The organism is Chryseobacterium sp. 22543 (genome assembly GCF_052044565.1).
Lineage (GTDB): Bacteria > Bacteroidota > Bacteroidia > Flavobacteriales > Weeksellaceae > Chryseobacterium.
The window spans coordinates 685,409-708,274 of sequence record NZ_JBQENH010000002.1 but is presented as its reverse complement, the minus strand read 5'-3'; the positions used below and the strand labels follow the sequence as shown (position 1 = coordinate 708,274).

The 22,866-nt window shown below is 39.4% G+C and carries 14 protein-coding genes; 3 read left to right on the top strand and 11 right to left on the bottom strand.

Features of this window, described 5'->3' with window-relative positions; translation table 11 throughout:
- Positions 1 to 182: 182 nt before the first annotated feature.
- Genes ACTJIP_RS08985 through ACTJIP_RS08970 form a run of 4 tightly spaced genes read right to left on the bottom strand, consistent with a single transcriptional unit; the run spans position 183 to position 5,884 of the window.
- Complete coding sequence (locus tag ACTJIP_RS08985) at positions 183 to 1,640, bottom strand: type I restriction-modification system subunit M (RefSeq protein WP_440704450.1); 1,458 nt, start codon at positions 1,638 to 1,640, stop codon at positions 183 to 185.
- 14 nt (positions 1,641 to 1,654) lie between these two features.
- The gene (locus tag ACTJIP_RS08980; RefSeq protein ID WP_440704449.1) at positions 1,655 to 2,551 is read right to left on the bottom strand and encodes a hypothetical protein; all 897 of its coding nucleotides are present in this window, start codon (positions 2,549 to 2,551) and stop codon (positions 1,655 to 1,657) included.
- Positions 2,548 to 4,155 (bottom strand): AAA family ATPase, encoded by a 1,608-nt coding sequence (locus ACTJIP_RS08975; protein WP_440704448.1) that lies wholly within the window; start codon positions 4,153 to 4,155, stop codon positions 2,548 to 2,550. The genes ACTJIP_RS08980 and ACTJIP_RS08975 overlap by 4 nt, the downstream gene beginning before the upstream one ends.
- A complete protein-coding gene (locus tag ACTJIP_RS08970; protein WP_440704447.1) occupies positions 4,142 to 5,884 on the bottom strand; it encodes a restriction endonuclease subunit S in 1,743 nt (580 codons plus the stop codon). The genes ACTJIP_RS08975 and ACTJIP_RS08970 overlap by 14 nt, the downstream gene beginning before the upstream one ends.
- A gap of 329 nt (positions 5,885 to 6,213) precedes the next feature.
- Between ACTJIP_RS08970 and ACTJIP_RS08965 the strand changes: the two genes are divergently transcribed.
- The 3 genes from ACTJIP_RS08965 to ACTJIP_RS08955 all read left to right on the top strand — a co-directional run bounded on the left by ACTJIP_RS08965 (position 6,214) and on the right by ACTJIP_RS08955 (position 8,959).
- Entirely contained in the window at positions 6,214 to 7,023 is an 810-nt protein-coding gene (locus ACTJIP_RS08965; RefSeq protein ID WP_440704446.1) for a helix-turn-helix domain-containing protein, read from the top strand.
- Between the two features lie 135 nt (positions 7,024 to 7,158).
- Positions 7,159 to 8,643, top strand: a complete 1,485-nt coding sequence (locus ACTJIP_RS08960) for a MauE/DoxX family redox-associated membrane protein (RefSeq protein WP_440704445.1) — start codon at positions 7,159 to 7,161, stop codon at positions 8,641 to 8,643.
- 58 nt (positions 8,644 to 8,701) lie between these two features.
- Positions 8,702 to 8,959, top strand: coding sequence for a DUF6520 family protein (locus ACTJIP_RS08955; RefSeq protein WP_440704444.1), 258 nt, complete (start codon positions 8,702 to 8,704; stop codon positions 8,957 to 8,959).
- 27 nt (positions 8,960 to 8,986) lie between these two features.
- Here ACTJIP_RS08955 and ACTJIP_RS08950 read toward each other — a convergent pair whose 3' ends face one another.
- From ACTJIP_RS08950 to ACTJIP_RS08920, 7 genes are all read right to left on the bottom strand, one after another.
- A complete protein-coding gene (locus ACTJIP_RS08950) occupies positions 8,987 to 11,485 on the bottom strand; it encodes a prolyl oligopeptidase family serine peptidase (protein WP_440704443.1) in 2,499 nt (832 codons plus the stop codon).
- A gap of 2 nt (positions 11,486 to 11,487) precedes the next feature.
- Complete coding sequence (locus ACTJIP_RS08945; protein WP_440704442.1) at positions 11,488 to 12,855, bottom strand: RagB/SusD family nutrient uptake outer membrane protein; 1,368 nt, start codon at positions 12,853 to 12,855, stop codon at positions 11,488 to 11,490.
- Positions 12,856 to 12,867: 12 nt separating this feature from the next.
- On the bottom strand, positions 12,868 to 15,948 hold the full coding sequence (locus ACTJIP_RS08940) for a SusC/RagA family TonB-linked outer membrane protein (protein ID WP_440704441.1): 3,081 nt from the start codon (positions 15,946 to 15,948) through the stop codon (positions 12,868 to 12,870).
- Positions 15,949 to 16,112: 164 nt separating this feature from the next.
- Positions 16,113 to 16,967, bottom strand: a complete 855-nt coding sequence (locus ACTJIP_RS08935; protein ID WP_440704440.1) for a FecR family protein — start codon at positions 16,965 to 16,967, stop codon at positions 16,113 to 16,115.
- Positions 16,968 to 17,126: 159 nt separating this feature from the next.
- Positions 17,127 to 17,615: a DMP19 family protein gene (locus tag ACTJIP_RS08930; protein WP_440704439.1), complete on the bottom strand. Its 489-nt coding sequence runs from the start codon at positions 17,613 to 17,615 to the stop codon at positions 17,127 to 17,129.
- 185 nt (positions 17,616 to 17,800) lie between these two features.
- Positions 17,801 to 18,475, bottom strand: a complete 675-nt coding sequence (locus ACTJIP_RS08925) for a hypothetical protein (protein ID WP_440704438.1) — start codon at positions 18,473 to 18,475, stop codon at positions 17,801 to 17,803.
- Positions 18,472 to 22,860 carry a DUF6443 domain-containing protein gene (locus tag ACTJIP_RS08920; protein WP_440704437.1) on the bottom strand — a complete coding sequence of 1,463 codons (4,389 nt, stop codon included), beginning with the start codon at positions 22,858 to 22,860 and terminating at the stop codon, positions 18,472 to 18,474. Before ACTJIP_RS08920 ends, ACTJIP_RS08925 begins: the two co-directional genes overlap by 4 nt.
- Between the last annotated feature and the right edge of the window lie 6 nt (positions 22,861 to 22,866).

Here is a 22,866-nt window from a genome sequence, read left to right as displayed (position 1 = left end):
TCATGCGTTTCCAGAAAAAGTCACATAAACCGTATATGTTTTAATAAGAAGTCGAGATCAAACACCCCGACTTCTAGGATTAACAACTGTATATTAAATTAAATACAATACCAACAGCTAAAGACTTTGACCATCTTCTTTAACAGCAAACTATTTCTATCTTTGTCACTTACATTAGTTCTTTAGTTTAAAGAATCTTTAATCATTCTAAAATTAGCTAAAGCATTTTCGATGTTTTCAATAATATCATCAATCAATACATCTGGCTCAGGAAGATTATCGAAATCAATCAGATTATCATCCTTAAGCCAAAAAATGTCTAAGTTTGTTTTATCTCTTTCAACTATTTCTTCATAGGAATATCTGCGCCAGCGCCCTGTTTCATTTTCTAAGCTCCATGTTTCACTTCTTTCTGCAATCTTATTAACTTTATAGCATTCTATAAAATCCTCTAAATACTCATATTTTAATGGGTTTTTTTTTGGAGTATGCCTGATATTAGTCCGGTAATCATAAATCCAAACCTCTTTAGTTGCTGGACTATCAGATTGCATATCTTTCTCAAAAAAAAGTACGTTAGATTTTACTCCCTGAGCATAAAATATACCAGTGGGTAGCCTAAGAATTGTATGCAGATTGATATCTTCGAGCATTTTTTTTCGAATTGTTTCACCTGCACCACCCTCGAACAGTACATTATCAGGTAAAACAACAGCTGCTCTTCCATTATCATTTAACATAGTTACTATATGCTGTAGAAATGAAAGCTGTTTATTACTTGTGGTTACCCAAAAATCACTTCTTAGGAAATATCCATCTTTTTCTGCTTGTTTTTTATCTGTAGTTGGTATATCACTACTACTTATTCCAAAAGGAGGATTGGCAAGAACTATATTAACTTTCTCCGACTTAGAAACCTCTCCACTAGCTCTTTTCAAACTATCAGTAACTTCAATTTCTGGGGTTTCTTTTAAATCACCAACTCCATGTAGAAAAAGATTCATCAAACAAAGGCGAGCCGTAGATTTTTCAATTTCCCAACCTTTAAATGTATGAAATTTCAAAAACTCATGTTGGGATTTAGTTAGTTTGGTTTTTCTTAAATGATTAAGGACACCCAAAAAGAAACCACCAGTACCACAAGAAGGATCTGCAACTGTTTCCTTCGGCTTAGGTTGCAAGCAATCAACCATTGCACTGATTATTGGTCGCGGTGTGAAATATTGACCTGCACCACTGTTCTCAGCATTCTTTTGTAATAATGATTCGTAAATTTCACCTTTTACATCTATTTCCTGGGATGTCCAATCTTCTTCATCAATTAGGTTGATTAATTTTTTAAGTTTAACTGAATCATGTATTTTATTTAAAGCGCCGGAGAATATTTTACTTAGCATTCCACCTGAATTCGACAGCTCTTTTAGTATTAATTCATACGTTTCAATAATATGCTTAGTTAATATTAATTCTTGCCAATCACATCCCTTGGGAATCTGATATTGGCTTTTGTTTTCATCAGCCATTTTAAGAAACAGTAAATATGTAAGCTGTTCTAAATAATCTCCATACCCTAATCCATCATCACGGAGAGTATCACAAAATGACCAGATTTTTGCTACCAATATGTTTGTTGATGCCATTATTATTTAATTTATTATACTAATACTCGTTCTACATCTTTAAGCCAACTATATTCGTCATCTTTAATCTTTTCCCTAACAAAATTTCTTACAATCATAGAATATGGTTCTGTATATTTTGAATAGTTATGAAGAAGAAGAAAACATTCATCTACTTTTTCGTCTCTTCTAACTGGATCATCAATATTGTTCTTTATATAATTGTGCGCTTTTCTTACTGCCATTTCACAATTTGACCAAATCTTACTTCTTCCTCTTCGTAGTGGTGTATGATCTAAGCCGTAAAATTTTATCGAAAGTTTTGCTTTTTTATTATACAAAGGATTATCTTCTTTATTGTATGTCGGATATGGGTCTCCATTTTGATCAAATGAGATTAAAGTCACATCTCTTGGTTTTACAGGGTCAATTAGAAGTGGTCTTTCGCAATCACATTCTTCATCTCCTATTTGTGCAAGGCCATCACCGTCCAACGGGAAAAAGTTACCTTTACCATAAACTTCATTACCAGAATCAAATCTATCCCTCCTTAGTTTATTTACTAAGGAACCGGCTAATCGAAAGTTCGTCCAACTGTATGAAAGCCACCAATAACCATCTTCGAGAATTATTGCCCCGTCCTCAGATTTTGATTCAGCTTTAGGTCGAAAATGTTCAATTTCCCATTCGCTGGCATTTTCTGGTGCTTCAGAATACCAGCACTTATGGCCTGATAATTCTGATAGTGCTGGGTATAATTCTCTCCAAATATTATTCTTAGACCAATAATCGCTTCGCTGCTTTTTATTCATTGTGCTGATATCATTTAAACATTGCTCCGCCTTTTGAACCCATGCATCAAAGCTACCCTGGTGATTTCCTTCAAGACTATCAAATTTATCCCTCAAAGCAGACAGATTTATTACTCTCATTTTATTCCATCTTTTTGAATTAATTTCAGAACACGTTCAGCAGCCTTTGGGCTTTCTTCAGCTAGCAGTTGTTTTTCTGACTCCGTTAGTTCAGCTTTGCCAAAAGCTTCCAGTTTTGACATCTCAGCTAAATAAGTTTTGAACCATTTATCTTCAACTTCTTCATAGAAACCAAAATTTTCCAATTCAGCTTTTAATCTTTGATACTCGTCGTATTCAACTTCATTCAATTTTTCTCTCATTAAACGACCTTGCAAGTACCTTTTACGGTTCAGTTTTTCTTGCGTTTTTTTATCTAATATTGTAGGTAGTCCAAACAAAGGACTGGTTAATATACCAGCTACTCCTAGACCTTTAGGACTTATATCAGGCTCAATTATTTCGGTATCATAACTAACATTTCTCTTAAATATCCTTACTTGCTCCTTTTCCATCCCCCCTATAACCAATGGGTCATGAGTGCAAAAAACAATTTGAGTTTTAGCAGACCTGGAAACTACATTTTCCAGGAATTCAAGATATTTCCATTTCCATAGCGGATTCAAATGTGTGTCAGGTTCGTCAAGAAGAATCAAAGCTTCATCATCTTTTGTAAACTTAAGTAGGCCAAGAACAGTAATTAACTGCTTTTCGCCTTCACTCAATTCACCCATTGCCAATTCACCTTCAACCTGTTCTTTTAGAACTTTAATTCTTACATCCTGGTCTTCTACTAATTCAGAATAGTGAAGACTACATAAAGCATTAAAAAGTGTAATCTTATTTTCATATTTCATTTCAACAAACGCCCTAATAGCATCTTTATCTTTCAGGAATAGAAAAAGCCTATTTAATGTCTCCCTCTTATTTAAAGCACCTCTTATTGTTTCTGTGTAGAACATTGGTGCAATAGAGAAATTCCATAAGTCTTCAATGAACCTTCGGACTAAACCTGCAGTATTCCAAAAGCGATCCTCGCCTTTTCGAGATTTAGACCAATTTGGTTGCTTCAACATAAAAAGAGCTGAACCAAAATCTACTATATTAAGTTCCTTCCTTAAAAAGTCAATGGTCTCTTTCTCTCTTTCATCAAACAGATAGAAAGCAATTAAGGCAAAACTAGCATGTATGGGTTCCACTAAAAAGATACGAGGCATTTCTTTAAAATCTCCATATTTAGAGGTGGGTTCCATCATTTTTTTAAACTGCAAAAGCTTATGATCTGCATATAATGATCTCAAACGTTCACTTAAGCCTGAATAGTAAACAAAAACATGACTTGGTAAATACACACTTTTGTTCTTGAAAAACTGTGCTTTTGATCTCAATTTTTCACCATTGATTGTGAAAACATATCCGCCCTTGAGGGAATAATCTACCTCTATATTATTTCCTCTACAGTCATAATTGATAACGTATTCAAATGTTTGATTTTGTTTATGTAAAATAGGTATTCTTTCTAAATCTAAGTCTCTAAAGATGATAACTAGTGCTTCCATAAAGTTAGACTTACCGGTAGCATTTTGACCCAGCAATACTGTTTCCATAGAGTTTTTGTCAAAATCGAAATAAAAATTCTCTAGATTTTTAAATCGGCCCCTTATATGTACACTATTTATTTTCATCTTTTAAGCTTAAAAGTGATTCGCTTTCCAATTTAAATTCATCAATCTGGTCATAGATATCTTTAATTTCACTATAGAATGCTTCAATATCCCCCGCGGTAGTTGATCGTTCCCAAAGTTCTTGAGCAGATACTTGTATATCAGATTCCTTTAGAATTTCAATAATAGTTTTTTTTGTTTCCATTTGAATATTTTGCTTGGGTTTACTCTGGGTCAGTTCTTTTTGCTTTTCAAGAAACAGCACTTTTTCCATTTGTATGGTTTTCAATAAATCTTCTACAGATTCCCTCGAACTATAATTAACAAGTCTACCCTCAAACGCTTTTTTTAAGATTGAGTGTTTTACTGCAACAATTTCATTTAAAATGGTGCCAACAGTTTCCCCTAAATTATTAGCTAGTGTAAACTGATTTTCGATTATTTGAATTACTTCAAGCTGTTCCTCTTTGGAAGGAATCGCTATTGGGGTTTGTCGAATATTTCCCATCGACAAAGATGCTTGGGCAACTGCTTTCGCTGATGCCAACAATAATTTTTTGCCCTTTGGTGATTGATAAAAATATTCAAGATATTTGCTATATATTTCACCATATGGCCTTGCCAATGCTATGTTTGGGCCGAGAAAGAACTTGTGTCCTTTAGGAATTGTTGCTACATTACCAACTCCCGCTCCAACGAATACAATTATTAATTCATTACCATTAAGTCGCGATCTTTTTAAATGTTCTACTGACTCAGATACCACTTTTGAATACAATGTCTCTTTAAATCCATCTTGGCCGGCATTTTCAGCTTTGATAACAGGCAAATCTCCCTTCTCTGTGTACGTAACATATTCTGTATACTCAAATCCAGCAAGCTTTGTGACAAATGATATGAAGCCAAGTTGCGTCCACTGCCATTCTTCGGGTAAGTTCCATTTTATATAAGTGTGTTCATCCGTTGGTTTATCAGGAACAGTTGGCCTACTTGGTTTTGAAGGTCTCTGTACCTCTTTTTTCCCTTTCCACTTCTTTAGAGCACTTTCCCACTCTAGTATTTCTAACTCATAGTTAGTTTGACGTTCCTTTTCTATATCCTCAATTATCTGTTTTGCCGAAACAGTTATAATGTTTTCTCTACGCCATTTTGTTGTGAGATTTCCAGAAAATGCTTGGTTTAATAACGATTGCTTAAAAGTTTTTAATGCTTTTTTGGCTTTCTCCAATACTTCCTCTGCTTCATAAAGTTTACTAAAAAGTTCTTCAATCTTAAAAACTATTCTTTCTGCCTCTTTTACTGAAGATACTGGTACATTTATATTCTCTAGTGTATCTTTTGAAATAGCCTTAAAAATCGAACCTGTTCCCTGGTCTATTATTTTAGTCTCAATTAACCGCAAATACCACAATATATATAAGGGAGGAATTTTCCCCAATGTATTTATACTTGCTAGCCCCCTTCCAATGCAACAATTTTCTGTAGTAATATTTGTTGCACCTATGGGAGCTCTAACAGAAATCAAAATATCATTTTTCTGAGCAATTTTTATTGGTTGGGAACAATATTTTAATGCTACAGGGTATAGTTTCCCAAATTCTGCTTTCCCTTGAAAAAAAGGCAATCCTTTCCCGTTAGAATTATATGTATGAGAAGGTGGTGATTGGCCCATGTTAATATAGGTGATATCATTCAATTTGGCAAGCTTCCAGCCATTAGGTAAATTATATGTTTCTTCTTGTTCCTTCATCGTAAATCTTTTAGAAAAGATTCTATTTTCGTTTATTGAATAATTTGCCTCTGTCTCTCTAAAAAGCAAATACTCTTCCCGTTGAAAGAGTATTTGCTTTTTAGAGAAAATTGAGTGAATTTTCAATTGCTAAAATAATCAAAATTTTGACACAAAAAGAGCTTTAATGTGCTTTTGACCTAAAAACTTGCGATTCAAAAGCAACTACATACTTTTACGAATATTGACCAGTCTTTCACGAATATTAAGTTTCGCACCTAACTTTAAATAATATACACAATATTTGGTAGTAACCCATATTGAAACATTCCCTCTAAACCCAGACCTGTATGAACATCCTGTTAGCAGCTATGCTTGACAAAAAAGTAGAGGACGCCGTAATGAAGTTTTCCCAGCTTCCCTTTAATGATGCAATCCTTAATTTCAACCGGTATGATAAGGTATTAAGTCTTTTGGAACCCCTTATAAATGCCTACCTAGATTTATTCCGGGCGCTCAACCTAATTTCACAGGATGAATATCTGAAGTACTATAAAAAGCAACTTATCCTTCATCACAATGCTAATGGTGAATTAAACGATAGTATGAATATTAGCGAAGATATTGTCAAAGCTATCGAAGAAGCTATCAGCCCACATTTATTAGTTAGTCAGAACACCTTAATACACCAAATTAAACCCATCTACCACCATTATAGTACTTCATCTGATCTTGTATTGCTTGCCGGGGTAGCATTTATAAAAGAAAAATCATCAGAAGCCATTAGCCTATTGTACCAATGTGGTATTCCGCAATCTATCATCAACCTCAGCACGTATAAGTCTGAATACATCGTACAAATGCTGATTGAATACCAAGAGGACGGAAGTCTTTCCGTCCCAAAACTAGCGATGAAATATAGAAAGAATTATAAACAACTTCAAAAGGAGTGCAAGACCTATTTTGGAGCTACTTTCCACAATCTCTTTATTAAAATCAAAATGCTGGATGTACTTGATGACCTATTATTTACCGACCTAAGTTTTAAAGAAATAGCGTTCAAACATGACTTTTCAGGCTACAGTAATATGCACCGGCTTTTCAATACACAGTACAAATTCCCTTTGAACCATATTCCTAGGCTACTCTACCTTATATAACTAAAGAACAAGTCCACAACTTAGAGCCAATTTTTGCGATGTTCTAATCCTATTTTTCCATATCAAAGTCACTATAAGGCATCTTTATTAAAAATTTGCTTGCGAACTTTATAGTACAACCTAAAACAAAAACCCTTGAAAAAAATAGCCCTCCACGTATCCTATATTGTTAGCTGTTTCTTCATCCTGTTATTCATCTACGCAGCGCTTAGTAAACTGCTCGATTTTGAAAACTTTCAGGTGCAGTTGTCACAATCTCCGTTACTGAGTGCCTATGCCGGATTCATTTCCTATGCAGTCATTGCAATAGAAATAATCATTGCGCTGTTATTAAGCTTTCGCCAGGAAAGGCTTTTAGGGCTGTACGCCTCACTGGGGTTGATGGCAGGATTTACGATTTATATCTACCTCATTTTATTTTACAGTGACTTCATTCCCTGTTCCTGTGGTGGAATCCTTGAAAAACTGGGCTGGACGGAACATTTGATTTTCAATATTGCTTGTATTGCCCTAGCACTTGTTGGTATATTCTTCCATGAAGATAATAGGCATATTCGATTACTTCGACCGATACTGTATTCCGGCGTGCTCATTTTAATAAGCACCACTTCCGTCATTATCCTATTCATCACATCCGAATACATTATAAAAAAAGACAACAACTTTACCAGACGTTTCTTACTACACCCCATTTTGGATGATAAATCGCTGGACCTTACAATTAATTCCTACTATTTTGCCGGTATTTCAAATGGAAAGATTTTCCTGGGAAATATTACGGCACCTCTTCTTCTTACCGCTATTGATACCTCATTAAATGAAACTAAAACAGTCAAAATTGAACTGGATGCATCGGATTACCATTACCGGAACATTCAATTACAAGTAAAGGACTCAAATTACTATTTCTACGACGGCAGTGTACCAATAATCTATCGCGGCACTTTAGGGGACACAGTGGCACATACCATTAGCCATCAAGATGCCTTTTTTACTCAACTGGCCATTGTTGACTCCGTTCATTTTATGATCAGGACCCAAAGCAGCAAAACCCGCGAATACGTGCTTGCCAGTTTAAACTTGGACAAGACACCTAAACTACAGCTATACCCATCACTCCTTGAAAAACAAATTGATGGTGTATTTGATGTTGATGGTAAACTATTATTCCAACCATACAACACAGAGGTACTGTACACCTACACCTATAGGAATCAGATCCTTGCAATGGACAGGCAGCTTAACATTCTTAGAAAACTACACACCATTGATACTTCAACAATTGCCAAAATCCAAACGCATAGGCTTTCAGATGGTACTCACAAAATGAGTAGTCCACCACTCAAAGTAAATGGAGAAATAGCTTCTCATAGAAATTTGCTCTTTATCCATTCCAATTTAAAGGGCAGACATGAATCTTCAAAGATGTGGAATAAAGCTGCCGTCGTGGATATCTACCGTACAGACAGACAGGAGTATATTGGAAGTTTCTATATCGAACACAAAGGTGAAACAGTATTCTCTCATATGGCCCTTGATGATCAGTACCTCTATGTCCTTATCCAAAATGAACTCAAACGTTACCGGCTGAGAGAACCGATATCCAAATACTTTAATTAAAGCAGGGATTGCCGAAAACCTGAATCCCAGAGTAGGCACAACTTTTAAATGTAAACGTATGAAAAAATTGATCCTTCCTGCCGCCCTTATTTTGATGGGAGCAGGTGCAGCCTTTGCTACAAAAATGAATAGCAGTAAAAGAGCTATCGTAGATGCCTATCGCATAAACGCAACTACCGGCCAATGTGTTGATGCAAAGCAGAAATGTAGTACCAACCCCGGTCCTTCATGTACTTGGTCAGAAAATCCATCGGTTGTATTACAGAATGCTCCCATTACTCCAACAATGTGTGGAGATGAGCTGTTCAAGCCTTAAAAACCAATTAAAAAAGGGGGGGGGAGGCTATAAAGCCTCCCCTTTCATCTGTTTGTCTATCCAAGGAACATTCTTCTGATCTTTCAAAAAATAGTCCCACCATTCCAGAACCCGTATATACAAATCCTTTTTATCGGCAGAATCAAAATCCAAAGCGTGCCTTCCATTCTCATAAAACAAAGCGATTACCGGCTTATTGTTCCTTTTGAGTCCAATATAGAACTCCATGGTTTGATCCCAGGGAACATTCTGATCCTTATTCCCGGTCCATAATAATATGGGTGCATTCACTTTGTCAACATTGTAAATCGGATTATTCTTAAAATAATTCCCCTTATTGTTTGTAAAAGGATTCATATTAAATATACCTGTCTCATATTGCCAATAATATGGCCCAGGGTACAGATAATTATACGAAAAATATGAACGGACAATATCGCTTATACCTGCTCCTGAAATATAGGCCGCAAAGCGATTGGACTGCGTAGCTATAATATCTGTTTCATACCCTCCGAAAGAATGACCGATAAGCCCCACTTTATTCATATTAATACTCGGATTGGCGCTGACCTCATCGAGGGCATTATTGACGCAATCAAGGGCTGAGACTCCCGCTCCCAATGGCCCTACCGTCGTATCAGGTAAAAGCACAAAATACCCACTTTGGGTCAATGTACGGATATCAAATCCATCTGCATTGTTGTATCCAGGTGTTAGATACTCATTGGCCTTATCACTTTGAATCTGATAAATATGAACCACCATGGGATACTTTTTATTTTGATTATACTGCACCGGATAATATAATACTCCTTTAAGACGTAGGCCCTCAGCAGTTGTGTAATGAATAAACTCCTGCCTTAACAAAGAAGCACTTGGATCAGCAGTTCCGCTAGATAGTAGCAATTGTTTCTTCCCTCTACTATTTATTAGGTATAACTCTGGTGGTTTATTATAACTTTCTTCTAGCGTGCAAAAAGTCTCCAGCTTAGGATCGTACCTGATATTACCTATTTTATTCTCAGTAGAAAGGATAACCTCTTTGACACTACTCCCTCGTAAAAGGCTATAAGACGTCAGGTTCTTATAACTGTCTTTAATCTCCAGTAGTATAGGTCTATTAGGAACTAGACTTCTTACACTAATATGGGAATATGGTAGTAAATTATACTCTTTGGCGTCCACAATTCTTATCGCCATACCAGGCGCCGTCTTTGTTGGGAGCAAAGTTTTGCTCTTCACATCATACTTCCATAGATCATCTTCACTTTCAAAAAAGATGTATCGATTGTCAATGGAGAAAACGGGATTTTGCAATCCATCCCTGTCAATCCCGTTCTGCGATCCATTTTCCAGATTAAAGACCATCCACTTCTTTCCATCCAAACTCCCAACAACCAACCGGCCATCATTCGAGCAGATGACCTCTGGAGTATCATATACAACTCCCTTCAAAGAACCTAATGGACGGTAGGTGTTTTGCTTCACATCATATAATGAGATATCAGTTAACTGGGGTCTGTATGTCACAAAATTATGCCCTTTGGTTGGATGGTAGGCTAAAAAATACCGCTCACTATTGAGTGAGGCCATAGCAGGGTACTTATCAGTTGGAAGCTCCCGAAATTCACTTGCCCCTTCCTTCCATAACCAATATTTGCCTATTCTGGTTCCTTTTTGCTTGGCAGCCAGGTTATCATCATTCCCATACCAGATATCTACTATTCCTTTTTCAGGCTTTTCAATCCCGTAAAGCCCAATCCAATATACTTTTCCTTCCTGAATTTCAGTGACTTTAAAATAATCGTCCTTACTTATTGGAATGGTTGATAATGTGGAGGTTCTGCCACTAACAGTATTAACAAATGTCAACCCAAGTTTTGCGCTTCCATCTCCATTACCTGAAATAACCAGCTGTTTGCCAGAGGGAAGCAGTTCCACACTAGTAGGGGCATGGCTGATGGTGGTTAGGACTCGTACTCCACTGCTGGAAATGGTCACTACCTCGGTTGCACCGTTATCCGCTCTAACCGCATACAGGTTCCTATGTCCGTCCACTACTGGTAATCCATGAACTCTATTTATTTGGTGTAACGTTGTCCCATCTTTTTTGTAAATACTGAGGATAGAATCTTTTGTCAATATACCATATTGCCCTAATTCCGAAAGGGGATAAGCCACAGCTACGTTATCATAGTGCCACCTTTTCCCTGATTGCAGATCTACAAATTCTGCCTGGCGATTCCCATACACCAGGAGTCCATCATTTTTTAAAAAAGTTACAGCACCATCCAAAACAACAGTTGCTGTGATAATATTGGGCCTCCGGGTATTAACAACAAGAACTGTATCCTGCCGGATATCATATTTTTTACGTACTGCTGCCCATTTCCCATCATTTGACAGAACAGGATTACCTAACCGGTAAAACTTCGACATCCAGCCTTGCAGGGTATCCTTGGGAGCCTGCGCTGAAAAACTACTACTTATTAGTAACAGAATATATATACAGATTAGCTTTTTCATATCTAATAACCGGTATTTTGAGGGTTAAGGTTAGAATTTAAAAGGAGTTCCTGTTGCGGTATTGGCCATAATCTGTGATACTCTTTCCAATTAGGCTTTACCGTAACAAGGTCACTCAAATGATCCATTCGTTTTAAATCCAAAAAACGGTGCCCCATTTCCGTGAAAAACTCTCTTCGGTCTTCCAAAAGGATTTCATTTAGCAGTACCTCCTTTGTAAGGGAGCTGGTAAGAGGGGTAAGTCCCGCCCTTAGTCTTGTGGCATTGATATAAGGTAACGCTTCCAGGATTTTATTTTGCTGTGCCAAGGCTTCTGCCAGTAACAGATACACTTCTTCCAGCCTGAAAACGATCGAATACTCAGTCAAGTCATTGATACGGTTTTTATATTTGTCCGACCGATACCATGTCTGCCCTACAATGACTGGCGCCATCCAGTTCTGTTTTCTCAGATCACCGGGAGAAAAAGCATTTACCAAATTTTGAGTCAGCGCATAGGTACTTGGCGCAGCACCATCAAAGTAATACGCCATGCTTTCCGATGTAGGAAATCCCGGCTTAGGCTTCAACTGCCATAAGATATGGTGCCCCGATTTAGTAAACACCGCTGTAATATCATTCTGAAACTGGTACAAGGGGCTTTGAGCAATACTTTTCAATATGACTTCCGCCTCAGTCCATCGCTTCTGATCCATATAGATTTTGGCCAGCATCAGTTCTGCAGTCTTTTTATTGGGATAAATCCTTTCTGCATTCCTGTACTCGTCTTTTAACAAATCCACAGCCATTTTTACATCATGCTCCAGCTTAATGGCCACTTCTGTGGATGGCGTTTTGGATAAAGACTGGTTCACCTGATAATTGGTGGTAACAGGATAAGGGATATCCCCAAACACCTGCCATAGATAATAGAAGATGATGGATCGCATAAGTAAAGCTTCTCCTTTAATCCTGCTCTTATCAGACACTGATAAGGAACTGGATTTATCTACACCTTCAATAATAGCGTTAGCCATATAAATTTGCCCGTAGGCATCGCTCCAATAAGAATAGATATCCGTGTTACTCGCTATATGCTGGTTCTTGTAGAGATCAAAGGTGCCATTGGACCCGCCACTGGCGTAAAAGTCCAGATCATCGGTATAAATACCCAGTGTTGATCCCGAATTATTCCCTGCAACAGGGGATTTGTCCCGCATGCCGGCATAGAGTGCTGCTAAAGCTGCATCTGCAGTCTGTACATTTTCAAATACTTCCACTGAAGGGATCTGGTTGTCGGGAACATCTACTTCAAGGAGTTTTTCACAGGAAATACAGATGGTTAAAATAAACGTAATAAAGGCTGTTATTATAAATTGTATTGATTTCATAGGTTGGATTTTTTAAAGGTTACACTGGATTCCAAAAGAAAAGGTTCTTAACGGGGGAAGGAATCCCATAAATACAAACTCCGGATCAATGCCAAAGTACCTGGTCCAGGTGACAAGGTTTTGGCCTTGGAAATAGATTTTCACATCTTTGAATATACTTCCCTGTAAGGGAATGCGGTATCCCAGCTGTACATTTTTAAGCCGGACAAAAGAAGCATCAGAAATCGCAGCATCACTGTTTTGCATAAGAATATGCGATGCATTGCTTCCAGAATGGTATGGCATATACAATCCATTCGGATTTTCCGCCGACCATACATTCATGACCTCAACCGGTTGGTTGTTCATACTCCCCGGTACAGGCATAATGTAGTTGTAATTCCTATTACGCTGCTTGACAAACTGAATCAGAAACGAAAGATCCCAGTTCTTGTACCTCAGCGTATTACTCCACCCTCCAAAGTATTTCACTCCAATGTTTTCTATTACCCTGGCGTCATCCGGGGAAGAGATCTTACCATCCCCGTTATAGTCCGTAAACTGATATTGCCCCGTCTTAGGGTCAATTCCTTCCAAATGATACAATTTCACAATGGATGTCGGCTGCCCGATTACATACTGGTTCGCGTAAGTAGAACCTTCCAGCCCTGGAAAAGAAATCAGCTTATTTTTTGGAAAACTAATATTAAATCCTGTCTCCCATTGCAGGGAACCCGCCGGTAAAGGTCTGGCACTGGCTTCAAATTCCCAGCCTGTATTTTGCACCGTGGCATCAAGGTTAGCTAGGACACTCCCAAAACCGGTAACTGCCGGCAGTTGGTAGCCCACCAATTGACTGGAGGACCGATTCCTGTACCAGGCGCCGGTAATATTCAGTTTATTTCCCAAAAGCCCCAACTCCAAAGCCAGTTCCAGCTTCCGGGTCTTCTCCCAGCTATAATCGGGATTATTTAACCGCGAGGGGATTAAACCGGTAGTGCCATTGTAAACGGAAGAAGAAGAAACAATATAGGTATCGAGATACTGGTAGTCCCCAATATTATCACTCCCGGCGGTCCCATAACTGCCACGCAGTTTCCCAAAGCTGAGCCATTTTATATCTGAAAGAAATGGTTCCTTAGAAAATAGCCAGGCGCCACCCACCGCTCCGAAATTGGCAAATCTGTTATTGGAACCAAAACGGCTGCTGCCATCCCGTCTTCCGGTGATATTGAGGATGTATCTGTTTTTATACTGGTAGTTCAATCTGCCGAATACCGCTGCATAACGGTACTGACTCCGCAACTGATCGGAGATAATTTTAGTCTGTGCTGCCCCTATATTATGAATAAAGACATTGCTCTCATAACCAATTCCTATCATCGAAGCCTGCTTATTCTCTTCATTTTGCAAAGTACCTCCTAAGAGAACATCCAGTTCATGATTTCCTTTCTTATAAACCCAATTCAGCTGCGGCTCCAGAATATAGGAAAACCGGTCCTGATTATTTTGAGATGCCCTTGAAGTTGCACTACTCTGCCCTAAGGCAAAAGAAGGATTGTACATCGTATTAGGCTGGAGGGCAATTTCCTCAAAATTCTGATAGTTAATTCCTCCATTAAGCCTAATATGGAGCCCCGGAATAACTTCGTAGGCTGTATTTACATTAATAAGCACCTGTTTACTTTCGTTGCTATATGTGCTGTTAAACAGGGCGGTAGGATTCACAAAAGTATTATTCTCCCAATTAATATTGCCGTCCCCATTATACAGCTGGGGAGCATTAGGTGATAGGAAGTACGCTTGCCGGGTCATATCCGTTCTGGGCACATCATTTTTCAGTATTGAAAATAAATTGGATACACTCACCTGTAACCGCTTATCCTCTGACTGGTGGGAGATACTTGTGGATATGGTATTGCTGATGTACTTAAAATTCTTCATAAAAGCAGTGGTCTGCTCATTATGTCCCAGGCTTAATAGAAACGTAGTAGTTTTACTACCACCATTTAATGAAAGCTGGGTATTGGAAGCAGCAGCTATATTTCCTATCAGCGCTTTAGGCCAGTTGGTAAACCGGTTCTGGTCCCAGGTCCCATTGATATCATACGCCGTAGCAGGATACTGAGTAATCCCATCGTCCAAAAATGCCTTTCTGCGCATAGCTAGATACTGCTCTGTGTTCATTAGCTTCAAGTTGGACAGCACTTGACTTAAAGCATAAGAGGTGCTCAATTGAAGTCCAAGCCTGCCTGACTTACCTTTTTTGGTGGTAATCAGCACGACTCCATTGGCGCCTCTTGAACCATAAATTGCTGTAGCGTCGGCATCCTTCAGAATCTCCACGCTTTCAATATCATTTGAATTAATACTATTCAAAGGATTGATATTGGCACCAGGCAGCGCTACACCGGAGTATAAAGAGGTCATTTTACCACCGATGGGTACTCCATCCACCACGTACAACGGCTGATTACCGTCAATGTCGCTATTGGTGATTGTCCTTAAACTATTCCTTCCCCTGATCTGGATGTCATATCCACCTCCGGGGACTCCAGAGCCCTGGGTTATATTAACTCCGGACACCCGTCCCTGTATTGCCGACAGAACATTGGTCACCGGTTGATTTTCAATTTCCTTCGTCGTTACTTTCGAGATACTTCCCGTGCGCTCACGGTCTTTAACCTTATAATATCCACCGTTTAAAATGATCTCATCAATCTTTTGAGGCTTTTCCTGAGAAATAGCCAGTCCTTTTTTAATCGTATCACCTTCGATGGTATGACTTGCTGTTTCGCTTCCTTTTTGCCTGATGATAATGACTTTATCATCATGGGAGAAGATTTCGAAAGGCAACCCTTCGAGCATCCTTTTAAGACAGCTTACTGGTACCTCTTCTTTACATTTTATCCCTTCAATGGTATATTTGCCCAGTGCCTCTTCAGCATATACATACGGGATACCGCTCTTTTTGAAAAACCTGGACACCGCATCGCGGGCAGAGGTTCTCCCTATCTCATAGTTGATCTTGAGTTCGGAAATTTTTTGCTGCTGTGCATGGAGGGCAGGAATGCCGAAAAAGCACGCACCGATACAGCAAATAATATTTTTCATATTTTTGCAAATGTTTAGAATTAATGACTTAATTGATGTTGTTAATTTTACCGGACCGGCAGCTCCAATGCCGGTCTTTATTGTTTCAGGGATATCCAATCACAGGTATACCCTCTACTTTTCAGTTCCCTGTGACGAGTGTAAACGCCAGGATCTGCCAGAGTTTACTTTTCCAGTTGATATATTGTATCATGTTGTTGTAGTTGTAATCTCATTGATAAAGCAATGCTTTGAAGAACCATATCTGCAGATAAGTCTTTAAAGCTGATTGTAATTCGTTTTTCCTTATATTCCCGTGGATAGCTAACCTTGGTCTGATAAACCTGTTCAATAACTTTCAGTACATCTTCTAACCGGCATTCTTTGAATTGCAGATCCGCTCCCTCTGAATCCTTGTCCTTAGTCTTTGTGTTACCGGATAGCACTTTCTCTTTTAAAGGAGTAATTGCTGCAATATTCCCGGCGCCGTAATTATTAAATGTTTCCTGGGGATGGAGTGTATATGTTTCTGTCTTATTTTCGTTTTTGTTCACCGCTACCTTTCCCTCATAAAGATCAACCTTAAATGATCCTTTGTCCTGAACTACTTTAAATACAGTGCCGAGCACACGAGTATCATAATCGACGCCATGAACAATAAACGGATGCTGCTCCTGTTTCGATACCCTGAAAATGGCACTGCCTTCCAGTTGCACTTCCCTTATATTCCCTGGAAAAGACTTTTCAACAGTTAGCCTGGCGCCATGCAAAAGCCTTACATGTGTTCCGTCTTTCAGCGTCATATCCAATGGGGCAAATTCCGCCATATACACCTCCGGACGGGCCAACCAATTATAGCTGGCGATACTCACACCAGCTGATATAACAACTGCTGTGGCTATCGTACTGAATAATTTCTTGCGTTTATCTTTTTCCATTTCCCTTATTATCAGAGCGCCAGCTTTTTCCCATATGGCCTCAAACTCTTCAGGAGTTAACGGCTCATGATCCTTCCGTTCATATTCTTCTTTTCTTTTCATAGGATTATTGAAGAGACTTGATAGGGGTCTCTATTAATAAATAGTCAGAAAGTCAAAAAAAAACACCCCCTATCGGGAGTGTTTTAATATACTTTAACACTAATTATGAATATTTAACAACATTATACCCTATCTCATTTCTCAATCCGCTGTAAATTTTCAATGTGTTTTTATATAGGTCGCTAATAAGTCAACAATATCTTCCCCTTTCTCATCATAATACAATGTATCAAGGGCGTCCAATTCTAAATGCAAATTATCATTATCAACAAGAGAGGATATTGTTTTATTAAATATGCGCCTTCGAAAAACCGAATCAGAGTCATTATCCTTATTAACTAATTTAAAGGCATTTTCAAGAATTATTGCTCTTTTTTTGGCACCTATAGCCTCTAGTGCCCGAATCGTTTCAGTTGAGAATAACCCATAGCTATTAATATAATACTGGTGAAAGCCACCGTTAAAGACCTGATTGTCTAACAAAACAACTAAGTATGTAACCTGGAATTTGCTCGGAAGCTTGGTTATATAACTATACCATTTTGCATAATCAGCATTCAACCATTCAACTTTTATTCCAGAAATCACTTCACCGTAGGTACTTTCAACTAACTCTAAATTATCATCCTGTATTTCGCCTTTATTCATGGAGATATTTTTATTCGTTGTTACCACTTTTTCCCAACACTGCTAATCATCGTGGCTTAAGAAAATGTTCGAAGGATTTTAACATTAAAAACTTGGGCGCTTAAATTGAAAAAATTCAGATATTTTTTTAAATGATAAGAGCCAGATCCCTTTATCTGGCTCCTTACTCTGTTTTTTCAAAATAATTAAGAAAGCAATTCAGAACGTTTCATTTTCGAAAGTTTGTTACTTTCCAAATTGTGTGAAATTTGCATCAAAAATCGATCTCGGTTACGTACCATTTCTTCCAAAGATTTATACCACTTTTCAAATGGCCCGTAAACAAAGTCAAACCCAAGAGGATTCCATGTACTGCCTTCAAGTTGCAATTCATCTAAAATATTCTCTGTTCTCGTCCAATCTGAAATGTAAACAGCTGAAAAAAGTTTCAGAAGATATTTAGCTGCTGCATCGGCAGGGCCAGTTGCCATTTTAAGTTGCTGATCTGCCAATTCATATATATCTTCGATATGGACATCATCGTTCATTGAAATGGTTTGAGAAGTTGTGCACCTAAATGCTTCTTCCTTCCAACTTTTATGATCAGAATAAGGTATATCAAATTGAAATCCATTTTCTCTCTTAATTTGTTTAAACAATAACGGACCTTTCATACAAGTACTTTCATCCCTTTCCCAAAGCGGGTAGATGGCGAAGTGCGGCCTATAAGTTTCAGCTCGGGGTAATTTTAAAATTTCAAGACCAATCACAACCGGTCCCACTATTTTATAAAATTTGTCTTTATTATAAGGGGTAAGTTGGCTAAAATTATTTAGCCAACTATTATAAACATTTTTTTTCAATTGGGCGTCAGTACTCATAGCTGAATAATATGTATCGTATAATTTAAAAAATTTCTTTGATATTTTAATATCTGCGGTGTCTGCATAAATTGAGCAGGTGTCATATTAGGATAACCAAACTTCCAATCATAAATCATCTGGGTCTGACGATTTATAACATCCAGAATCCCTCGGTCAGCACCATTAGCACTTTTAAAGAAATATTTATATTCAAACCCTCGGCTACCAAAGATTCGTTCATATCTTTTCAATAGTTCTGTAGCATATTCATGTTTAGCAGTACCTGCAAATCTACCAACCCCTCCAACTGATCTCTCTGCAATCTCCCCAGCTCTTGTAACCAACTGCAAATCGGTCAATGCAGTTCTACCTCCGGTTCCCACTATCCCCCAGGCTGGTGCAGCAGCAAGTGATTTAGTTACCGCGCTTGCACCCAGTCCTTCAATACCAAGGCTAAAGGCAGTTGTTACTACTGGCTCAACGTAATTTAAGACAAATTTAAATGATTTATTATAAGCTCCCATTACGTTTCGCCATGATTGGGGAGTTGCATTCAAATCCTCAGTCTTCCTAATGGGAAATCCCCCTCTCATTTGAAATTGCTGATCCTGCATTGTTTCAACAGGAGCAGCTCTTACGCTGGCAATGGCGTTTAATTCATATCGTCTATTAGCATCATTCTGTTGCTGGATAATTTGCGGTATTTGGAAAAATCCATTCGCGCTAAAATTCATTAAGCTGGTTTCTACTGCTCTTTGAAATACAAATTGTCCGGCATAGGTAATGGGAGCATATCCCCACCCAATACTACCATCCGGAAGCGTTAAAAGCTGTGGGCCAGGACCAGGATCATCTCCTAGAAGATCACCGAAGTAAATAGGATTATTAAAATTACTGCTATATGGTGAAATACCGGGATATTGCTCTGCTTCGGGGTCCATCTGCCACCAACGCCCAATTTGCGGATCAAGGGTTCGGTAAAAAGCGTCATACTGATTCAGCCCTATTTCCGATGTCTGCTCAATACCGTTATAGTTATTCCTGTTCTCCGCGTAAGGATTTTTAAGTGCACGGGAACTGATTCCCGCCATGGTAAGACCAAAAGGATAATAATGGGTTTCTTCAAGCAATGGCCCGTTATTATGGTTCACCACAATATTATCAAAGAACACATCCTGAACACTTTCATTACTGGTGTAGACATAGAAAAATCCGTCTTTCTTTATGACCATTCGGGAGGTTGCCAGCGTTTGCAGCTGGTCGGGGCTTCCCTGAACCTGCCTTACGCCGCTATTTTCATCCACCATGTTGAGCAAATCATCGAAAAGAACATAATTTAAATAGGCTTTAGGCATAGAAGCCTGGTTCTGGCTAGGATCTTTATCTCGTATCGCCTGGTAGCCAGCCGAAGTAAAGCTCACAGCCAACGGAGATCCTGCTCCAGTACCATTTCCGTGTGGGCCATCAGAAGGGCCTGATCCCGTCGAAAATGCCTGCAGTAATGCGGTCAGCATATTAGCCACAGATGTATTGGATGTACTGGCTGCAGCTGACTTATAAAAGGCTTTTGCCCCCAGCTGAATAGTATCTCCAGCCATTACCCGGAGTACCAGTGACGGGCCTATCTTTTGTGTCCCGGAACCGGCATTGAGTTTGGCTACATAATCATTCGGGAAGGTAGTGTTATCCGTTGGATATCCAACAGGCTTGGCACTGCGGGTATTATCAATATTTGAAAACAGAGCATTCTCCTTGGCCGAATAAGCAGTTTCCATAGTCGCTGCATAGGCAGCCAGGTTGGTTTCCTCGGTCAGTACCATCCTGGTATTATCCAGATGATCTGCAATAAAGTAGTCATATACCAGGGCAACTGGTTTACCTGTAGCATAGGTCGCCCTTATTCGACCTTCCTGATGCGGGAAGTATACTAAACTGTCATTTTTATATACAAATCCATCTATGTAGTCATAGGTGGTAATGGAACCGCTTCCTGAATAATCGGTTACTTTCTTTCGGAGTTTAGTCCCCAGCACATCATATGTATATTCCATTACCCCTTGCCCCAAAACCATGATACTGTCCGGTAGGTTAAGATAATTATACCGGTTAGGGCTCATAAGCCGGTTCATATCGAGGGTAAGGTTCCCCGAAGAGTCGTAGGCATAATCCTGCGATTCATTGTTATTGATCTCCTTAAAGTCACCCAGCTTACTTTGTGCGTCATTGTTCTTGTCCGTAACAAAGAAAAGCTGATTCGTATAGGGAATATAACTGAACTTCAAGCTATCGATGACTGCAATAGAAAGCCCCTTCATTCCTTTTTGCTGTAAACCGGTAATATTACCATTGGCATCATACCCCAGGTTACTTACAGAAAAATCCACCTTGTCCGTTGTCCAGATGGAACTGCCCTGATTTTGCTGGGTAAAATCTGCTTTTAGGATTCTTCCTGCATTATCATAACTGTACCCAAAAGCACGCGCGATTCCATCACCACGGCTCTTCCATTTAGCGCCAGCGATTCCTCCATTATATTGATTTGCCGAAAATCCATAGTCATAGGAAAGGTCTTCCCCAAACCAATTACTGGTACTGGAAGCCGTAGAAACAAAATCCTTATTGATCCCCTTTAGCCAGCCCTGAATATTATAATCATAGTTGAGCGTTTCCTTGGGCACCCCACCAACTACTCCCAGACGGCAGGTTTTAAGATTACCACTTTCATCGTAGGTATAGCTTCCTACTGTTCTCAAAGTAGCAGTATTGTCATTGAGCTGAACACTTACATCAGTTACATTGCCGCTTGCGTTGTAATTATATAATGTAAGCATCGTCGTTTGCGGCGTAACAGTACTATGTGGATTGGTATGCCGAATATAAGTACTCAGTAATTTTCCGTTATAGTCATATAGTCCTGTAGTGGTCGTCTTTCCGCCATTAATATTGTCGGATATTGTCTGTATGGGTCGGCCTCTGTCATTGTAGTAAATTGTGGTAGTCAACCATTGGTTGGTTCCTAATATCAACCGGCTAACACCCGTCACCATTCCATTGATCCGATGGCTATAGCCCGTAATGACATCCGGGTATGGATTAGTTCCACTCTGCGGCAAGAGGAAATCACCGGTTACTGCTGCCTGTACTCCAGTGAATGAATAGTTATCATCATAGTATATTTGCGTCTGAATGGCAATGCTTCCTACCGGAGCGAATGGAAATGACCCTACAGGCGCCGCATCTACCTGCGCCTGCATAGTACTTCTGGTACCACCAGCCGAATAAAGCCCGGTCTTTATAACTCGATCCAGGCCGTCGTAGTAGGTGACCATCCACTGCTGTTTTACCTTCATGTTCCCATCACGGTACATGACCGGCCTGTCCCTAGGATCAAAAACAACCTCTATAGAATCAGCACCCGGAAGCTTGGTCACAATATTCCGCCCACGAGCGTCATACCGCTTAAGGGTACAAAGCCCCCTGATGAGTGCAGAAACATCCCAGGTAGAACTGGCCAGGGAAACTGCCTGTGGAGGAATAATGACCCTTAAGTTTCCAAGTTCATCGTACACAAAATAAGTACATAACCAACCTGCATGGGCTGTACCGGGACTGGCCGCTAGCTGTGTTTTCCTTAAAACAACCTGCCCTGTTTTATTGGTGTACTCTACCACCTGCGCCCCAGACTGATCTTTGTATTGGTTCTCAAAAAGAGCGCCTGCAGGGTAAGTATCAGCCGTCGATGGCAGGCCAGCAGAAGATACGCTCCAGATCCGTACCGAATCTGCCACTGTATTTGAAAACAGGTATTGCTGTCCCGATTTACCCCCCCCTTCTTTTGCCCAGGTATTACCAGGTGCAAAACTCTTGATGGCAGGAGATGCCGGACGGTTCTCAAACTCAACGGAAGAATAATAAATACTTTCTCCCTTACTCGAGGGGCTTAATACCGTATCCTTGTAAAAATTGCGCTGACTATTAAAAGGATCATTCTTAAATTTTCCGTCATTGGTGTTGCCGGATTGCTGCATATAAGGGAGGTACTGATAGGGTGTTCGGCCATACTGATCATAAATAACCGGAACGACCATATCCTTACCCGATCCGCTGGCACCTTTAACTACGGTTTGCAAAGGCCGTGACAGACCATCAGTGTACCCTGTAACCTGAACAACGTCTGTTATCGTTCTTGATGGCGAGGTTACTGCTACAGGATCTGTTGTCGGCATCCGGGGGGTCCACGTCCTGACATAATTGGTTACCGGACTTTGATAGGCGCCGGGAACTGCCGTTGGAGATGCCGCAGGTTGTCCACCACCTGCTGGCACCTGTGCCCCGGCAACGGAGAACATCAACGATAAAAAAATAGCTACAGGCAGTAAATACGATATATTGGGGGATTTCATATTACA